Source organism: Phaeovulum sp., assembly GCF_041596715.1.
In the GTDB taxonomy this organism is placed as follows: Bacteria; Pseudomonadota; Alphaproteobacteria; order Rhodobacterales; family Rhodobacteraceae; genus UBA6213.
The window spans coordinates 1-18,456 of the sequence record NZ_JBFHIA010000028.1 but is presented as its reverse complement, the minus strand read 5'-3'; the positions used below and the strand labels follow the sequence as shown (position 1 = coordinate 18,456).

Below are 18,456 nucleotides of genomic sequence, written 5' to 3'. Positions count from 1 at the left end.
TCCGCAACCAGATCGAACTCGACCTGTAGCACCGGTGCCACCACCATCTGCGCGATCCGCTCGCCGTGGCCGATCACGAAAGCCTCTGCCCCGAGGTTGACCACGATCACGCCAAGCGGCCCGCGATAGTCGCTGTCGATGGTGCCGGGGCTGTTGGCCAGCGTAAGCCCATGCTTCAGCGCAAGGCCGGAACGCGGGCGCAGTTGCACCTCGAACCCTGGCGGGATCTCGACCCGCAGCCCGGTGGGCACCAGCACCCGCTGCATCGGTGCCAGCCGCAGCCCTTGCGCGCGCGCCTCGGGCGGCAGGTTGGCGCGCAGGTCAGCCCCTGCCGCGCCCGCGGTTTCATAGGCGGGCAGCGGCACCGCCGCATCAGCCCAAGCCTCGCGCAGAACCCTGATCGTCGTCATTGCCCGCCCTCCATCGCGCGCCATCGCCCATCTGGCCCACGCGCCAGCCGAGGTGTTGCCATCGCCCCCACCACGCGCAGCGTCGGAAAGGGCGACGCCGCCAGCGTTGCGCGCCACCCCTCGCCTTGCAGCATCGCAAAGGCCGCAACTTGCGGCGTGATCCCGGCGCGCGCCAAAAGCCGCAGCACCGCGCCAAGCGTGCGCCCCGAACTTGCCACATCATCGACCAGCGCCACGCGGCGCCCTTCGAACAGCGGCAACATGCGCGGGTCAAGATAGACACGCTTCATCTGCTCGGGGCTGGTGATCGAGTTCATCGGCTCGCTCAGCGCCTCGTCATACCAGAACTTGCGCGAGGTGCCCAAGGCCACCATTCGCGCATGCCCCAGCGCGCGCGCCACACCCGCCGCAAGCGATAGCCCAAGCGTTGGCACGCCCACCACGACCTCGGGCGCAAAAGGGCGCGCAGCATCGGCCATCGCGGCCACTAGCGCCTCTTCAACCACAAAACTCGCCTGATTGACGATCAACGAAGCCACTGCCGCCTGCCCGTCCCCCGGCAACACCCGCACCGGCAGCGCAACCTGACGCCCATCAGGCAGCGTGCCGGGGTAAACCTTGCCCCAGCCCCCCGCCTCGGGCTGGATCGTGCCGGGCGGGTACAAATCTTGCCAAAAGCCGTGCGGATGCTCGATCATTGCGCAGCACGACCCAGATGCGCGGCCAAAAGCGCCAGCGCGCCCGCGCCATCAACCCGCAACGCCACCTGCACGGGCGGTGCCGCACCATCGGGCGAAAGCGTGCCCGCCTCGCGCCCCGCAGACAGATCGACCGAAAGCCCCATCGGCTCGCAACCAAACAGCGCAGGGTTTTCGGCCAGCAGCATCACGCAAGGGTCATGCAACGGACGGCTGGAGGCCAAGGCCCCGGCGACGGTCGTGCTTTCGAAATAGGCCTGAACCAGTTCTGCCGTGGCTATGCCCGCAGGCCGCCCGGTTGCATGCAGAGCGGCCAGATAGGGCGCATCGGCCCGCACTTGGCGCGTTGCATCAAGCGGTATCAGCCACATCGGCAGGCCCGCACGCAGCACGATCTCGGCCGCCTCGGGGTCGGCGGCGATGTTGAACTCGGCGCGTGGCCCAACGTTGCCCGCCTCATGAATCACCCCACCCATGGCGATCAGGCGACCAATGCGCGCAGCCGCGTCGGGGTGTTCGCGCACCAGCCGCGCGATGTTCGTCATCGGCCCAAGCGCCAGCACATCGACGCTACCCGCAGGCTCACGCCGCAAAAGCGCCGCCAGCCATTCGACAGCGCCTTGCGATGCGGACACCAAGGGCGCTGGCAGCGATACCCCGCCCAACCCGTCATTGCCGTGGATATCGGACGCGTCATAGCCCTTGCGCGCCAGCGGTGCTGCGGCCCCCGCCACCACCGGCACATCCGCCCGCCCCATCAGCGCAAGCAGCCCGCCCGCGTTGCGCGTGGTCGTCGCAATGCCGATATTTCCCGCCACCGTGGTCAGGCCCAGCACCTCGAACGCAGGCGACGAAAGCGCGTAAAGAATGGCTACGGCATCGTCTATACCCGGATCGGTGTCGATCACCGCGCGGATTTTTGTCATCTTGGCCCCCTTGCATCGCCCCCCTCTTTCATAGTGAAACGGCGCGCATCCACAAGAGAGCGGTGCGAGGAGTTCCAATGCCCAATCTGCCCGACGATCTTTTGTTCGATGCCGCCGATGAAGTGGCGCTACGCCAAGACCTTGTGCAAGTGGCGCTTGGCCGAAGGGCGGCTGACCGGATTCTGCGCGTGGGTCGGCTGCTTGATGTCGCCAGCCGCAGCTGGCTTGATGATGCTGAAATCGTCATCCGTGGCCGCCGCATCGCCTATGTCGGCCCGCGTGGCAGCTACCCCGGCACCGCCGCCGAAGTGGTCGAACGCCCCGGCCTTGCCGCCGTGCCCGGCTTTGGCGAGGTGCACAAGCACATCGAAAGCGCGCATCTGACGCCGGAATATGAGGCCGCACTGGTGCTGCCGCGCGGTTGCACCTGGACTTGCGAGGCCAGCCACGAGTTTTCCAACGTCAACGGCGCGAAAAACCTAGAGTTTTGGCTGACCGCACGGCGCGCGGGCAGCCCGGCCAAGATCTTTCCGCTGCCCGGTTCCGCCGTGCCGCCCACGGCTTACGAGGGCGGCGGCGGCTATTTTGGCGGCGCCGAGCAAGCCGCCTTCATGGCCAACCCGATGGTGGCGGGGCTGGATGAGGTGATGGATTGGCCCGCGCTGACGCGGCCCGAAAACCCCTCGCACGCGCGGCTCTGGGGCATGATCGAGGCTACATTCGCCGGGCGCGGCGTGGTCGAGGGGCACGGCTCTGGCCTGCGCGATCTGCCGGCGATCAACGCATTCGCCGCCGCAGGGCTTGCCTCGGACCATGAGGCGTGGACGCCTGAAGAGGCTTGGGACAAGCTGACCCACGGCATCTTCTTGCAGATCCGCCCCCATTCCATGCCCGAGATCATCGGCGGGCTTCTGGCGCGCGGCCTTGCCGATTGGAGCCAAGTCGCCTTTGCCACCGATGACCGCCCGGCGCAGGACACGCTTGCGATGGGTGCCACCGACCACAATGTGCGGCTGGCGATTGCCAGCGGCCTTGCACCCGAAATAGCCATCCAATGCGTGACGCTGAACCCCGCGCGGCACATGCGCCTGACCCCTTGGGTGGGCAGCATTGCGGCAGGCCGCTATGCCGATATCGTGCTTTTGTCCGATGTGGCGAAGGTCGAGATCGCCGAGGTCTGGGCCGACGGGCAACAGGTCAGCGAGGGCACGCGCTACGTGGGCCCGCTGCCGCGCATCGATTGGCCCGAATGGGCGACGCGCACCGTCAATCTGCCCCGCCCGCTTGTTGCCGCCGATTTCGCCATTGCCGCCGAACCGGGGCGCGCCACCATGCAGGCCGCCGTGCTGCGCCCGTTTCACTGGACCGCGGATTTTCTGACCGAGGAATTGCCGGTGGCAGAGGGTGCGGTGCAGCGCGACGCGGCGCGCGCTATCACCAAGTTCGCGGTCGTTGACCGCTATTCCGGCAAGGGCGGCGTTTCGCGCATGTTCTGGCGCGGCTGCGGGCCTGCAACCGACGATACCGCACTGGCCTGCTCGGTCGCGCATGATCAGCACAACATCTGGGTGGTGGGCTCGTCAGACGCCGCGATGGCGCTGGCGGTGAACCGCATCCGCGAGATGCAGGGGGGCTGGGCGCTGGCCTCGGGCGGAAAGATACTTGCGGATCTTGCCTATGAGGTGGGCGGGCTGATGAGCGCGCGGCCCGCAGAAGCGGTCGCCGAGGGCTATCACGCGCTAGAGGCCGCCGCCGCCGGGATCGACTGGCTTTACGAGCCCAGCTTCAGCCCGCGCTGGTTCCCCGGCTTTCCGCATCGGTTGCAATTCGCCACGCTGACCTGCGCCCCTTGGGCATGGGTGCTGGTCGCCCCCACCGAGGCGATCCCGGAGGGGTTGGTGAACGTGCAGACGGGTGAAAGCCACAAGGTGGTGTGGTAATTACTCGGCAAACGCCGCCAGTATGCGCACCCAGCTGCGGATACCGTGGTGGAACGAGCTCAGATCGTATTTCTCGTTCGGCGCATGGACGCGGTTGTCAAAGCGGCCAAAGCCAATCAGCAGCGCATCCATCCCCAACCGGTCGCGGAAGGCGTTGAGAATGGGGATAGAGCCGCCAGTGCCCGCCACTGCCGCCTCGCGCCCCCATTCGGCGGTCAGTGCCCCCAGCGCCTTGCGCAGCAACACCCCATCAGGCGGCATCACCGTGGCCGGGCTGCCGCCGTGTGGGGTAAAGCTGACCTCGCAATCGGCGGGCAGATGCGCGCGCACATGCGCACGAAAGGCCGCGCGCACCGCCTCGGGGTCTTGGCCCGCGACGAGGCGGAAGGAAACCTTGGCATGGGCCTTGGCCGGGATCACGGTCTTGAACCCCTCGCCCATAAATCCGCCCCAGACCCCGTGCACCTCGAACGACGGGCGCGCCCAGCATTGTTCAAGCACTGTGCGCCCGGCCTCGCCTGCGGGAATGCGCAAACCCACATCGCCCAGAAACCCCTCGGCATCAAAGGGCAGACGCGCCCATTGCGCCGCGATTTCGGGTGGCAGTTCGCGCACACCATTATAAAAGCCCGCCAGCGCCACCGCACCATCTGGCGTGCGCAGGCTGGAAAGCACATCGGCCATCACTTGCAGCGCATTGCGCGCGGCATTGCCGAAAATGCCCGAATGAAGATCGCGGTTGGCGGCGGTGATCTCGATTTCCTCGCCCACCAGCCCGCGCATCATCGTAGTGATCGCGGGTGTGTCGCGGTCCCACATGTCGGTATCGCAGACCAGCACCACATCGGCGCGCAATTCCTCGGCCGTCTCGGCCAGAAACGGTGCAAGCGAAGGTGACGAGATTTCCTCTTCGCCCTCGAACAGCATGGATACGCGGATCGGCAGGCTGCCGGTGACGGCTTTCCACGCGCGGCACGCCTCGACAAAGGTCAGAAGCTGCCCCTTGTCATCCGAGGCACCGCGCGCGGCGATCCACGTGTCGCCATCGGGGCGCGCGATCAGCGTTGGTTCAAAGGGCGGCGTCGTCCAAAGCTCCAAAGGGTCGGCGGGCTGCACATCGTAATGGCCGTAAAACAGCACATGCGGGCCCTGCCCTGCGGTGTCATGGGCCACCACCATCGGATGGCGCGCCGTGGTGCGCACCGAGGCATCAAACCCCAAAGACACCAGTTCCGCCGCCAGCCAATCAGCGGCCTTGCGGCAATCTGCGGCATATGCGGGGTCGGTGGAAACCGAAGGGATGCGGATCAGATCGGACAGCCGCGCGACGCTGTCATCCAGCCCCGCCGTGGCCGCGGCCAATACCTTTTCTAGCACGTCGGTCATGAATTTTTCTTTCCCGTATCAATCAAATGCATTTCGGCCTTAAAAGCCGTGGCCAGTTGTAGCGCATCGCGCATCAGTTTCTTGCGATCAAGCGTCTGCACCGCGCGCGCGCGCATCAGCCAGCGCCCCGCCACCATCACATCGCGCACATCCTCGGCCACGGTGGCGAAAACCAGCGCTGAGTAGACATCATAGACCGGCTGCTGGCGCGTTGCAGAAAGGCTGACGCGGATCAGGTCGGCCTGCTTTCCCGGTTCGATCGAGCCGATCTGTCCCTCGAGCCCCAGCACCCGGGCACCCTCGATCGTGGCCATGCGGATCACCTCTAGCGCAGGCATCCGTGCGCGCGAATGACCCAGCAGCTTTTGAAACATCGCCACCGGGGCGAATTGCGCGAAAAGATCCAGCGTGTTGCCGCTCATCGCGCCATCGGTGGCAATGCCCACCGCCATCCCCGCCGTGCGCATCGCTTCGACGGGCGCGATACCGCGCCCGGCCTTGCCGTTAGAGCGCGCGTTATGGGCAACGCCCACCCCGGCCGCAGCCATTTGCGCGGCCTCATCGGCGTTCACGTGCAAACAATGCGCCGCAATCAGCCCGCGGCGCAGCAACCCCGCGCGCGCCACCACTTCGACTGGGCGGCAACCATGTGTGCGCTGCGCCCAGTCCATTTCGCTATCCATCTCGGCCAAATGCATCTGCACCGGCACGCCCGGATGCGCCTCGGCGTAGCGGGCAACGCGCGCCAGCACCGGAATATCGGTCGAATAAGGCGCGTGTGGCGCAATCGAAGGGGTCACGCGCGCATGGCCCGCGAAAGCCTCGACCAATCGCTCGACCAGCGCGAAACCCTCGTCGATGGTCGCATGATCGGGGGGCGCAAAATCGGCAATCGTCTGGCCGACCACGCCGCGCAAACCCGCGCTATCAAGCACGCGGCCCACCTCGACCTCGTGGTAATACATGTCGGCAACGGTGGTCACACCTGCTTCGATGCTCTCATAAGCAGCAAGCGCGGTGCCTGCGGCCACCATTTGCGGCGTTACAAAGTGGCGTTCCAGCGGCAGGATATAGCGCACAAGCCGGTCATCGACATCTTCGCCAAGCCCGCGAAACAACGACATCGCCAAGTGGCAATGGGTGTTGACCATGCCCGGCATCACCACATCGCCGCCCGCGTCAATCCGCTTGGCCCCCGGCAAATCGGGTGGCGCGCCCACGCCAAGCGCGACAATGCGCGCGCCTTCGATCTGCACCCAACCGTCGGGCAGAACCTCCATCGCGGCGGTGCAAGGCAGCAGCGTCGCGTTGTGGATAAGTGTCGTCATGCCTCGGGCGCGAGAATGCAGCACTGCGCGGCTACGGGTTGCAGCCGCGCCGCACTGCCCGCCTCTTGCGCGGCCCCCAACGGCCCTTGCGCGGTCAACGGCCCGGCGGGGCTATCGCACAGGTATTGATAGGCACGGCCCAGATAGCTGCGCAGCCCCAGCGTGGCGGGAATACCCGGCGCATCGGGGCCAGCCACCACCAACCCTTCCGGGCGCGCGCCCAGCACGAACGCATCTGGAATTGCACCGAAGTCGGCCTGCGACAGCGTCAAAAGCGCCCCACCCGCGGCCTCTGCCTCGACCAGATCGCCCTTCCGCGCCACCACCCGCATCTCGATCAGGTTTTCAAACCCGACAAAGCGCGCCACGAAGGCGTTGGCGGGGCGGCTGTAAAGCGTCTCGGGCGTATCGAATTGCATGATCCGCCCCGCCTGCATGATCGCCACGCGGTCCGAGATGGAAAACGCCTCTTCCTGATCATGGGTAACGAACACAGAGGTCGTGCCATTGGCGCGCTGCATCTGGCGGATTTCCGCGCGCATACCGACGCGCAGCTTGGCATCAAGGTTGGAAAGCGGCTCGTCGAACATGAGCAGCGGCGGCTCGATCACCAACGCACGTGCCAGCGCAACGCGCTGGCGCTGCCCGCCAGACAGCGCAGCAGGCAAACGGTCGCCGAGGTCCGTCAATTCGACACGCCCCAACATCTCGGTCACCCGCGCCTCGCGTTCGGGCAATGCCACGCCGCGTTGCTTGAGCCCGAAGCCCACGTTTTCGGCCACCGTCAAATGCGGAAAAAGCGCGTAGTTCTGAAACACCAGCCCGATGTTGCGCCGATGCGCAGGCAGCCGCGTCAGGTCTTGCTCGCCCAGCCGGATCGTGCCGCCGGTCGGCTCCAGAAACCCCGCGATCAGCCGCAGCGTCGTAGTTTTACCGCAGCCCGATGCGCCAAGCAGCGAGACCAGCTCGCCCGCGGCGATCTTCAGCGAGAAATCCTCGAGCACCTGCACCTTGCCGTAATGTGCCGAAAGGCGGTCGATTGTAAGCGGTTGGGTCATGTCATCTCATTTCGCAAGAAAGGTCAGGCCGAGCGTCAATTCAACCACCGCCATCACGCCCACAGTCAGCACCATCAGCAGCACCGAGACAGAGGCGATCACAGGGTCGAAAAACTGCTCGACATGGGCGAGAATCTGGATCGGCAGGGTAGAGACGCCGGGGCCAGTCAGGAACAGCGACACTGACACGTCGTTGATCGAAGTGATGAAAGCCAAAATGAACGCGGCAATCACCGCCGAACGGACATTGGGCAGCACCACGGTGAAAAAGGTCTTGAGCGGCGGACTGCCAAGCGAGATCGCGGCCTCTTCCATCGAGAAGTCGAAGGACGAAAGGCTGGCCGAGATCACCCGCACCGCATAGGGCAGCACGATCAGCGTGTGCCCCGCCACAAGCGTGGCGAACACTGGCATATCGGCCCCCACCGCCACCGTTTTCAGCAGCGAAAAGCCCAGCACGATTTCGGGCACAAGGATCGGCAGCACGTACATGGTCGATAACCAGCTTGGCAACTGCACGCGGTAGCGGTTCAGCGCATAGGCCGCAGGCAGGCCGAACAGCAGCGCAAGCCCGGTTGCCAGAAAGGCAATCTCGAGGCTGGTCACGATGGTGCGCCGAAACGCCGACATCTCGAAGATCTTGACGAACCAGCGGGTTGAAAAGCCCTGCGGCGGAAAGGTCAGAAAGGTCGTGTCCGACACCGCAGCGCCAAGGATGATCACCAAGGGCGCTACGAGAAAGAAAAAGACCACCACAGAAAAGGCGATCAGTGCGGGGTGAAGAGGTTGTTTCATCAGCTGCTCATCGGGTTCAGGCGCCGGGCGATGCGCGTCATGCCAAGCACCACCGAGACTGTGACCACCACCATGATCGCAGCCACCGCCGAGGCACCTTGCCAGTCAAAAGCCACCATGGCGCGCTGATACAGCAGCGTGCCCATCACCATCTGCCGCTCGCCGCCCAGCAGTTGCGGTGTCGCGTAAGAGGTGAACGAGCCGGTGAAAACCAGCACAGCGCCCACGATCAGCCCCGGCACGGCCAGCGGAAACACCACCTGCCGAAAGGTCGCGGCAGGTGTTGCGCCAAGCGAAGAGGCGGCCTGCAACAGATCATCCGGGATGCCTTCCAGCACACCGACCAGCGTAAGGATCATCAGCGGCACGAACAAATAGACCATCGCCACAATCACCGAACCTTCGGTGTAAAGCATCGCGAAGGGCTCGTCGGTGACACCAAGCCAGATCAGAAAATTGTTCAGAATGCCGTTCTTGCCCAGAATGATCAGCCAGGCAAAGCTGCGCACCACCACCCCGGTCAAAAGCGGAAACACCGCGGCGATGATCAGGATGCTTTTTAGCCGCCCCGGTGCACGTGACACCACGAAGGCGGTCAGAAACCCCACGAAAAGCGCGATCACGGTGGTGATCGAGGCAATCTCTATGGTGCGCCACAGCACCGCACGCCGAAACGGGCTGCCGAAGAAATCGGCATAGGGCGCAAACGGGCCGCGCGTGTCGCCAAAGGTGGCTGCGATGGTGGCGGCCACGGGCACCAACAGCAGCAACAGCACCAAAAGCGTGGCCGGGGTGCTCATCAGCCAGCCAGCGAAGCGCTTCAACATCAGACCGTGCCTTTCTTTTTCCCCGGCACGCGGCAGGGGGTGGCAGAGCGGCCTACGCCGCCCTGCGCTTTGGTCATCACATGCCGAAAACTTCGTTCCAGCGGTCAATCCAACCCGTCTTGGCGGCGTTCATCGCGGCATAGTCGATCCGCTTGAGGCCGTTGATCATCTCATCGCCATAGGTCCACTTGGCAGCGGCCTCGGGGCTCAACACCACCGACTTGGCGCTCGGGGCATCAACGCCGTTCTCGGCGACGATGGTTTGCAGCGCCGGATCGAGAATGAAGTTGATGAACTGTTCGGCCAATTCGACGTTCTCGGCCCCTTTGGGGATGTTGACCGTGTTGAGCGTGGCAAAGTCGCCATCGCTCAGATCGGCCCAGACCACGCTCGGCACCGCTGCCTGCAACTGGCCAAGGCTGAAGTCCTGCGCCAGCGACACGGTGATTTCACCGGTCGAGAACAGGTTGATCATTTCCGAGCCGGTATTGTAGTTCTTGACCACATTGGGCTTGAGCGCCGCAACTTCAGCCCATGCCGGGGCCGGGTCTGCAAAGACCGAAGTGCCGGCCTTGTCGCCCGCCAGCATGACCACCATCGGCCCTGCGGTCGTGGTGATGCCCGGCAGCGACAGCGACGAGGCCAGATCGGCGCGCCACAGATCGTTCCAGCTGGTGATCGGGCTCGAAACCTTGGCCGAATCATAAACGATACCCACGCGGCCAATCGTATAGGCCGGGCCGTAGTTGCCCTGCGGTGCCTGTGCGATCTCGTGCAGACCGGCGATGTTGGTTACCTTGGTGCGGTCGATTTCCTGAAACAGCCCTTCTTCGATACCGATCTGGCTGAAGCTGTCGGTCAGGTAGATCACATCGACGCCTTTGCCATCGCGGGCGCGCAGCTTGTTCAGCCGGTCCGCGTTGTTGCCGGTTTCGAACACCAGCTCGCAGCCGCAAAGCTCTTGAAACGGCTGCACGATGTACTCGTTGAGCTTGTCGCCATTGAAGCCCCACCACGAGATGGTCAGGGTCTTGGCAGAAGCAAGTTGCGGCATGGCGGCGGCTGAAAGCGTCAGCACCGCTGCACCGGTCAGGCGCGTGAATGTGGACAGGGACATGGGAGGGCCTCTTGTTGGAGTAGGATGGCAGTCTCTAGCGACGGGGTATTCCCGTTCTGGTACTGGTTACGCTAACGGCGCACGCGCACCTCTGCAATTGCATTCAATGCAGAGGTACAGCCTGCGCTTGACCGCAGATCAGATCGTCGCCGGGCCGGGAAAGTGGCAGGCAACCAAATGATCGCCCGCTTGTGGCACAGGAATCTGCTCGGCGCAAATATCTTGCGCGCGCGCGCATCGGGTGCGGAACACGCAGCCCGAAGGCGGGTTGAGCGGCGACGGCAGGTCGCCGGTAAGCGGGATCACCGCCTTTTCGCGCTCTCTCACAGGGTCTGGAATCGGCACCGCCGACAGCAACGCCTGCGTGTAAGGGTGCTGCGAATTGCCATACAACTCTCGCCCCGACGCCATTTCCATCATCTGCCCGAGATAGAGAACCATCACCCGGTTCGAGATGTGTTTCACCACGCTCAGATCATGCGCGATGAAGATCAGCGTCAGTTTCAGATCACGCTGCAACTCCATCAAAAGGTTTATAACTTGCGCCTGAATCGAGACATCGAGCGCGGAAACCGGCTCGTCGCAGATGACCAGTTTGGGCCGCACCACCAACGCGCGGGCGATGCCGATGCGCTGGCACTGGCCGCCCGAAAACTCGTGCGGGTAGCGGTTGATCTGGTTGGGCAGAAGCCCCACCCGGTCCATCATCTCTTTCACACGCAGCTTCACTTCGGCGCTGCCGATTTCGGGGTGATGCGTCCGCAGCGGCTCGGCGATGATCTCGCCCACCGTCATGCGGGGGTTTAGGCTTGCCAGCGGGTCTTGAAACACCATCTGGATGTTTGCGCGGTATTTTAACATTGCACGGCGATTGAGCGACAAAAGGTCGGTTTTGCCTTCCCAAACGGCACGCCCGGTAGCCGGCACCATCTGGATCAGCGCGCGCGCAAGCGTACTTTTGCCGCAGCCAGATTCGCCCACGATGCCCAGCACCTCGCCCTCGGCCAGATCGAAGGACACACCGTTGACCGCGCGCAGATGGCGCATCGGGGTCCAGGGCCAATCGCCCTCGCGGCGCAGGCTGAACGAAACATGCAGGTCCTCGACCCGAAGCAGTGGGGTGTTGGTCATGCGATTTCCTCCAGGCTGCGGTTGCAGGCCCGGAACCGGCCCGGCGCAAACTCGGCAAGTGGGGCAAGCGCCTCTTCGCAGTCGTCACCGGCATATTCGCAGCGCGGCGCAAAGGGACAGCCCTGTTGGTCTCGGGTCATGTTGGGCGGGCTGCCGGGGATGCTGTCGAGCACCGAGCCTTCATGGTCCACCCGCGGAATCGCGCGCAAAAGGCCGCGCGTGTAAGGGTGACTTGGTTCGGCAAACAGCGGATGCACCGGGGCCTGTTCCATCACCCGCCCGCCGTAAAGCACGATCACCCGTTCGCAAAAACCGGCGATCACCCCAAGGTCATGGGTGATCAGAATCGTCGCCATGTCGAACTCGCGCTGCAATTCGGCCAGTAGCTGCATGATCTGCGCCTGCACCGTCACATCAAGCGCGGTCGTCGGCTCATCAGCAATCAGCAGATCGGGGCGGCACAGCAGCGACATCGCGATCATCACCCGCTGCCGCATCCCGCCAGAAAACTCGTGCGGATAAAGGGCAATACGGCCCTTGGCATCGGGGATCTTCACTGCATCCAACATGCGCACAGATTCAGCAACTGCCGCGCGCTTAGAGAGCCCCTTGTGGTGCACCAGCACCTCGGCCATCTGGTCGGAAACCCGCATGTAGGGGTTGAGCGAGGTCATCGGGTCTTGAAACACCATCGCGATGTTATTGGCCCGGATCGGGTTGATGACCGCGGGGGGAGCATTGAGAATCTCTTGCCCGGCAAAGTTGACGGAACCGCGCGCGGTGCCGTTTGGTGCCAGAAGGCCCATGATCGCAAAGGCAAGCTGGCTTTTCCCAGAGCCGGATTCGCCAACGATACCAAGCGTTTCGCCCTTTTCGAGCGAAAGGTTCACGCCGTTCACCGCGTTCACGGTGCCATCATTGGTGGCAAACGAGACGCCGAGGCCCCGTACTTCAAGTAGCGGCATCTCAGCGGTCCTTCGGATCAAGCGCATCACGCAGCCCGTCACCTACGAAGAAAAAGGCGAAGAGCGTGATGACAAAGAAGAAAAGCGGGAAAGCAAGCTGCCAGAACGTGCCGTAGTTGAGGGTGCCCGAACCTTCCGAGATCAGCGCCCCCCACGAGGTCAGCGGTTCCTGCACGCCTAGCCCGAGAAAGCTGATGAAGCTTTCGGTCAGGATCATCAGCGGCACCAGAAGCGTGGCATAGACCGCCACCACCCCCAACAGGTTCGGCACAATGTGGCGGCGAATGATCGTCAGGCGCGAAACACCGGTGGCCTCTGCCGCCTCGATGAACTCCTTGTGCTTGAGGCTCAGCGTCTGGCCGCGCACGATCCGGCTCATGTCGAGCCACGAAATCAGCCCGATGCCCATGAACAGCATGATGATCGAGCGCCCGAACACCACCAGCAGCAGGATCAGCACGAACATGTAGGGGATCGACATCAGAATATCGACCGTGCGCATCATGATGTTGTCGGTGCGCCCGCCCACATAGCCTGCGAAGGCACCGTAGAAAGTGCCCACCAGCACCGCGATGGCGCTGCCGACGATGCCCACCGCAAGGCTGATCTGGGTGCCCTGCACGGTGCGCGCGAACAGGTCGCGCCCAAGGTCGTCAGTGCCAAAGTAATGGCCATTGGCCAGCGAGGGCCCGCCCTTTTCGGCGATCTGCCCCATGATCGAGAAGTCGAGCTCTTCGTTGGAGTACTGCGCGATCAGGTCGCCAAAGGCTGCAAAGGCCAGCACAAACAAAAGCACGATCAGCCCGCCCACCGCCGCTTTGTTCTTGAAGAACCTCTTGCGCGCATCGGCCCAGAGCGAGCGGCCCTTGACCTCGTCACCAGCCAGCCGGTCGGCAAGGCTTTTCATTCGGGTGCTGTCGATGACCATGGATCAATACCGGATCTTTGGGTCGATCCACGCATAGAGCACATCGACCAGAAGGTTGAAGAGAACGGTGAGCGTGCCGACCAGAATCGTCACCCCCATCATCACCGCGTAGTCGCGGTTGAGCGCGCTGTCGACAAAGGCTTTGCCGATGCCGCCAGTAGAAAAGTACATGTCCACCACCACCGAGCCGGTGATCATGGTCACGAATGCGGGGCCAAGGTACGAGACCACCGGCAGCATCGCAGGCTTCAACGCATGGCGCAAAATGACCTTGCGCATGGGCAGGCCCTTGGCCTTGGCGGTGCGGATATGGTTCGAGTTCAGCACCTCAAGCATCGAGCTTCGGGTGATCCGCGCAATCGAGGCCATGAACGAGGTTGAAAGCGCGATAACTGGCATGATGACATATTGCCACTGCCCGCCCTCCCAGCCGCCGCCGGGCAGCCAGCCAAGCCAGAGCGTGAATACCAGCACCAGAATCGGTGCCATCACGAAGTTCGGCAACACCTGCGCGCCGATCGAAATGCCGACCGCGAGGTAATCGAGCCACGAGTTGTGCCAGATCGCCGCGGAAACGCCGAGCCCGACACCGACAACGACAGCCACTGCAAACGAAATTGCGCCATAGGTCAGTGTGACGGGGAACCCCTGCGCGATGATCTCGTTGACCGTGCGATCCTTGTAGATGAACGACGGGCCGAAATCGAAATGCGCGACGATGCCCCAGACATAGTTGACCATCTGCCGCCACATCGGCTGATCCAGCCCATATTTTGCGTTTAGGTTGGCCAGAACTGCGGGGGGCAGGCCACGTTCCGAGGTGAAGGGGCCACCGGGGGCTGCGTGCATCAGCAGGAACGAAAAGATGACAAGCAGCAGCAGCGTTGGCACAGCGATGGCCAGCCGCCTTGCGATGAATGCGAACATGTTAGGTATCCGGACACGAGGGTGGGGCGCACCCGCGAAGGTGCGCCCCGATTGACGCCCGCGTTATTGGGCGACGCGATACATATCTTTGAGATACCAGTTCTGCATCAGGTTCTCGGTCGACATGCCACGCATATCCGGTTTGATCATCTCGACCAGCGAGTACTGATAGATCGGCGCGACCGGCATTTGATCCGCAAGGATCTGCTCGGCGGCCGTATACATCAGGTTCGGGTTTTCCGCGGTCTTCGATTCCTTCATCAGCCGGTCGTATTCTTCGCTGACGAACTTGCCGTTGTTATGGCCCGAATACGAGGTGAAGAAGTCGAGATAGGTCGAGGCTTCGTTGTAGTCACCGCACCAGGCGTAGCGGCCCAAGTCGAAGTCCTGGTTCTGCATTTTGTCGGTGTGAACCTTCCACTCCATGTTGTTGAGCGTAAGTTCGACGCCGATCTTCTTCCAGAACTGCTGCACGGCGATCGCGATTTTCTTGTGCGCTTCCGACGTGTTGTAGTTGAGCGTCAGCGCCAGCGGTTTGCCGGGGCCATAGCCCGCTTCGGTAATCAACTCCAGCGCCTTGGCATCGCGTTCGGCTTGGGTCCAGTGCGAATACTCGATATCGGGCATCTCAAACCCGGCGGTAGCTGCGTGGGTCCAGTTGTAGCTGGGTGCCTGACCGCCTTGCAGCACACTGTTCACGATCACGTCGCGATCAATGGCATAGGAAAGCGCTTGACGCACGCGCACGTCTTGCAGCGCGGCGGGGCCTTTTACCGGATCCATGTTGAAGATGTAGATATACGAGCAGGATTGCGGCACCGAAATCGCCTCATTCGGGTATTCGGCGGCAAGGCGCGGATACTGGCCCGCGGGAATCTGCACGCGGTCGAGTTCGCCGGCCAGATACCGGGTCAGAGCGGCGTTCTGGTCGTTGATCGTCAGCGCGGTCACATGCTCGAGGATCGTGTTGTCAGCATCCCAATAGGCCGGGTTCGGCTCCATCACGACCTTTTCGCCAAGGATATGCTCTTTGAGCATGAAGGCGCCGTTGCCGACCATATGTTCAGGATCGGTCCACTTCGGCCCCCAGGCTTCGACCACGTCCTGACGAACCGGGAAGGTCGAGGCGTGGGTCAGCATCTGCGGGAAGTAGGGCAGCGGTGCTTCGATCGTCACTTCCAGCGTGTTGTCGTCAAGCGCCTTCACGCCAAGCTCATCAAGCGGCTTTTCGCCCGCGATGATCGCCGAGGCGTTCACGACCTGCATCAATTCCATGTACCAAGCGTATTCCGAAGCAAACTCCGGGTCGGCCAGACGCTTCCATGCATAGACGAAATCCTGCGCGGTGACAGGCTTGCCATCGGACCACTTGGCCTCGGGGCGCAGATGGAAGGTATATACCGTCTTGTCGTCCGAAAGGTCGAAGTCGAGCGCCACGCCGGGCACCAGACCGCCCACCTGATCTTCGTTGAAGAGACCTTCGAACAGCGAGCGCAACACGCCCGAGCCTTCAACGTCGGTGTTGATCTGCGGGTCCATCGACTTGATCGCGTCAAGCAACCAGTAGGTGTAGTCCTGATTGGCGGCCAGTTCTTCGCCCGTTACCGGGTGCGTCGCGGCCCAGGCGGGCAGCGCAAGCGCCACCCCGAGAATTGTTGAGAGAAGCAGTTTCGTCTTCATGTCTGTCCTCCGATGACGGGGGCGTTGCCCCGCAAGCTGTCTTCCACCCTTGGCGGAAAGTGAGCGCACTTTATGCGCGAGCGGGGAAGAGGTCTATGAGAGATTTTTACGCTAACATTAGCCAAAAGGTCATCGCAAAAGCGTGGCTCTTCACGGCCACGAACCTTCGACATAGCGCGTTGTTTATGACGGATTTCTAGCCGCAGTCATTGCCCGTTGCACAGCCGGGCCCGGTGCCGGTTTCGACCTGAAGGGTCGCGTGCGCCACCCCGAACTGCGTCTCGATGGCCTCTGCGATCGCCGCCATGGCAGCATCGCCCGGATACCCCGCGGGCATCACCAGATGCGCGCTAAGTGCCACGCGACTCGTCGAAATTGGCCACAAATGCAGATCGTGCACACCCGCCACCCCCGGCCAGCGGCCCAGCATCGCTCGAATCGCGGCACCGTCCAGACCGGCGGGCACCCTATCCATCAGCCCGCGTGCCGCGTCGGCCAGCAGCTGCGCCGATGCCACCGCGACCAGCAAGCTGACGGCTATGGCCACCGCCGGGTCTAGCCAGCGCGCGCCGGTCAGATGCATCAGCACCGCCGCCAGCACCACCGCGAGCGACACCGCAGCATCAGCTGCCATGTGCAAAAAGGCACCGCGCGCATTCAACTCGGCCCGGTGGCGCAAGAACAGCATGGCCGTGCCGCCGTTCACGGCAATTCCCGCCGCAGCCACCAGCGCCACCGTACCCCCTGCCACCTCGGGCGGCGTGCCGAACCGGCCCAACGCTTCGCCGATCACCACCCCCGCACCAACAAGAATTGCAGTGCCGTTGCCAAGCGCGGCCAGAAATGTGGCGCGCCCGTAGCCCCAAGTATACTGCGCCGATGCGCCGCGCCGGGCTAGAACGGCAGCCCCCCAAGCCAGCAACAGCCCCGCGACATCGGTCAGATTATGCGCGGCATCTGCCAAAAGCGCGAGCGAGCCGGTCATGAACCCCGCAAGCGCCTCGGCCAGAAGATAACCAAGGTTCAACGCCACCGCGAGCCGGAACGCAGGCCCCGTCCCTGCCGCCGCAGCAAGCCCGTGATCATGCCCATGCCCATGCGCAGGCGCGTGCCCGTGGTCAGCTTCCAGCGCGGGGTGGTGGTGGTCATGTGGCATGGCGCTGCCTTTCTGTTTTCGCCCCCGGCTTGGTCTGCGCCCTAATTGCGCGCCATGTAAAGATACTAGATGCGGCGCTTGAACCTGCCGCCGATTTCCTTTTACCTGCCGAGCGGCAAGGTTGTGCGGCAAGACGCAGCGACCGTCGGGCAAAACGAGGTGTCAAGGATGCGGCTATTCGACCTTGCGCGGCTCCTGACGGGCTGGCAAGCGCATCGCCGTCTGGCGCTGGTGATACTGGCACTGATCACGCTCGTTGCAGCTGTAGGCACCCAGCGACTACACGCAGAGGTCGATATCTCGACGCTTCTGCGCGGCAAATCACCGATCTACGCCGAATGGGCCGAGGTCGAGCGACGCTTTGCACCGTTTTCGAACGACGAGGTCTATGTCGTCGGTGCCGACAACGGTACGCTGGCCGATGCTACTCGGCTGACGTCGCTGGAAGATCTGCTGATTGATCTGAACCTCACACCCGGCGTAGCTGCGACGCTCAGCATCCATTCGATCCCCTCGAAGTCAGAACCGGGGCGACCCTGGCTGAAATCGGAGGAGGCAAAGGCACTGGAACCCACCGCGCGCCTGACGGCGCTGCGGGGCGAAAATACCACCGCCGCCCAGATCCTTTCGCCCGACCTTGGCGCGACGCTGGTGGTCGTAATGCCCGAGGCCGGGCAAGACAACGCGGCGCTGGCCGAGGCGATCGCGCCGATGATTGCCGCGCCGCCGCCCGGGTTGACGATTCGCCCGGCGGGCCTGAACGAGATGCAGCGCACCATTTCCTACGGGCTGCTGCGCGACCAACTGGTGCTGACCCCCGCCTCGATCATCGTTTGCCTTGCCATTACCTTCTGGTTGTTCGGATCTTGGCGCGCAACGGTCATTTGCGGTGTGCCGCCGCTTATGGGACTGCTGTGGTTCTTCGGCGCCCTTGGCTGGAGCGGCATGGCAATCGACCAGTTCATGGCGGTGGTGCCGACTGTGTTGATCGTGCTGTCATTTTCGGACTGTGTGCATCTTTACCATGCCTCTGTCAGCACCGAGACGGAACCTGACGATCCGCTGGCGGCACTGCGCGCGCAGGCACAGACCTTGCCTGCGGCCTTCATGACGTCGCTCACCACCGCAATCGCCTTTCTCAGCCTTCTGGTGGTGCAGGCCCCCGCGCTTTCGCACCTGTCACT

The 18,456-nt window shown here is 63.4% G+C and carries 17 protein-coding genes; 2 read left to right on the top strand and 15 right to left on the bottom strand.

Annotation, left to right across the window (positions count from 1 at the left end; genetic code table 11):
- The 3 genes from dut to ABY403_RS03465 all read right to left on the bottom strand — a co-directional run.
- A partial coding sequence (dut, locus tag ABY403_RS03475; protein ID WP_372838867.1) for a dUTP diphosphatase occupies window positions 1-410 on the bottom strand: 410 nt, incomplete at its 3' end.
- Entirely contained in the window at window positions 407-1,108 is a 702-nt protein-coding gene (locus ABY403_RS03470; protein WP_372838865.1) for a phosphoribosyltransferase, read from the bottom strand. The genes ABY403_RS03470 and dut, both read right to left, overlap by 4 nt.
- Window positions 1,105-2,034 carry a nucleoside hydrolase gene (locus ABY403_RS03465; RefSeq protein ID WP_372838862.1) on the bottom strand — a complete coding sequence of 310 codons (930 nt, stop codon included), beginning with the start codon at window positions 2,032-2,034 and terminating at the stop codon, window positions 1,105-1,107. Before ABY403_RS03465 ends, ABY403_RS03470 begins: the two co-directional genes overlap by 4 nt.
- Before the next feature lie 77 nt (window positions 2,035-2,111).
- On the opposite strand from ABY403_RS03465, the gene ABY403_RS03460 reads away from it, so the two are divergent.
- On the top strand, window positions 2,112-3,974 hold the full coding sequence (locus ABY403_RS03460; protein WP_372838861.1) for an adenine deaminase: 1,863 nt from the start codon (window positions 2,112-2,114) through the stop codon (window positions 3,972-3,974).
- Here the strand turns inward: ABY403_RS03460 and ABY403_RS03455 are convergent, their stop codons facing one another.
- The 12 genes from ABY403_RS03455 to ABY403_RS03400 all read right to left on the bottom strand — a co-directional run bounded on the left by ABY403_RS03455 (window position 3,975) and on the right by ABY403_RS03400 (window position 17,272).
- Complete coding sequence (locus ABY403_RS03455; protein WP_372838859.1) at window positions 3,975-5,360, bottom strand: dipeptidase; 1,386 nt, start codon at window positions 5,358-5,360, stop codon at window positions 3,975-3,977. It abuts the gene before it with no gap.
- Window positions 5,357-6,688: an amidohydrolase family protein gene (locus tag ABY403_RS03450; protein WP_372838856.1), complete on the bottom strand. Its 1,332-nt coding sequence runs from the start codon at window positions 6,686-6,688 to the stop codon at window positions 5,357-5,359. The genes ABY403_RS03455 and ABY403_RS03450 overlap by 4 nt, the downstream gene beginning before the upstream one ends.
- Window positions 6,685-7,746, bottom strand: coding sequence for an ABC transporter ATP-binding protein (locus tag ABY403_RS03445; protein WP_372838853.1), 1,062 nt, complete (start codon window positions 7,744-7,746; stop codon window positions 6,685-6,687). Before ABY403_RS03445 ends, ABY403_RS03450 begins: the two co-directional genes overlap by 4 nt.
- A 6-nt stretch (window positions 7,747-7,752) precedes the next feature.
- Entirely contained in the window at window positions 7,753-8,541 is a 789-nt protein-coding gene (locus ABY403_RS03440; protein WP_372838851.1) for an ABC transporter permease, read from the bottom strand.
- Complete coding sequence (locus tag ABY403_RS03435; protein WP_372838848.1) at window positions 8,541-9,368, bottom strand: ABC transporter permease; 828 nt, start codon at window positions 9,366-9,368, stop codon at window positions 8,541-8,543. The genes ABY403_RS03440 and ABY403_RS03435 overlap by 1 nt, the downstream gene beginning before the upstream one ends.
- A gap of 76 nt (window positions 9,369-9,444) precedes the next feature.
- Window positions 9,445-10,485: a PotD/PotF family extracellular solute-binding protein gene (locus ABY403_RS03430; protein WP_372838845.1), complete on the bottom strand. Its 1,041-nt coding sequence runs from the start codon at window positions 10,483-10,485 to the stop codon at window positions 9,445-9,447.
- Window positions 10,486-10,623: 138 nt separating this feature from the next.
- On the bottom strand, window positions 10,624-11,616 hold the full coding sequence (locus tag ABY403_RS03425) for an oligopeptide/dipeptide ABC transporter ATP-binding protein (protein ID WP_372838842.1): 993 nt from the start codon (window positions 11,614-11,616) through the stop codon (window positions 10,624-10,626).
- Window positions 11,613-12,581, bottom strand: a complete 969-nt coding sequence (locus ABY403_RS03420; protein ID WP_372838839.1) for an oligopeptide/dipeptide ABC transporter ATP-binding protein — start codon at window positions 12,579-12,581, stop codon at window positions 11,613-11,615. The genes ABY403_RS03425 and ABY403_RS03420 overlap by 4 nt, the downstream gene beginning before the upstream one ends.
- A 1-nt stretch (window position 12,582) precedes the next feature.
- On the bottom strand, window positions 12,583-13,509 hold the full coding sequence (locus tag ABY403_RS03415; RefSeq protein ID WP_372838836.1) for an ABC transporter permease subunit: 927 nt from the start codon (window positions 13,507-13,509) through the stop codon (window positions 12,583-12,585).
- 3 nt (window positions 13,510-13,512) lie between these two features.
- Window positions 13,513-14,436: an oligopeptide ABC transporter permease OppB gene (oppB, locus tag ABY403_RS03410; RefSeq protein ID WP_372838833.1), complete on the bottom strand. Its 924-nt coding sequence runs from the start codon at window positions 14,434-14,436 to the stop codon at window positions 13,513-13,515.
- 63 nt (window positions 14,437-14,499) lie between these two features.
- A complete protein-coding gene (locus ABY403_RS03405) occupies window positions 14,500-16,116 on the bottom strand; it encodes a peptide ABC transporter substrate-binding protein (RefSeq protein ID WP_372838831.1) in 1,617 nt (538 codons plus the stop codon).
- Window positions 16,117-16,312: 196 nt separating this feature from the next.
- Entirely contained in the window at window positions 16,313-17,272 is a 960-nt protein-coding gene (locus ABY403_RS03400) for a cation diffusion facilitator family transporter (protein ID WP_372838828.1), read from the bottom strand.
- Between the two features lie 69 nt (window positions 17,273-17,341).
- On the opposite strand from ABY403_RS03400, the gene ABY403_RS03395 reads away from it, so the two are divergent.
- Window positions 17,342-18,456, top strand: a 1,115-nt coding sequence (locus ABY403_RS03395) for an MMPL family transporter (protein ID WP_372838826.1), incomplete at its 3' end; no start/stop codon positions are given.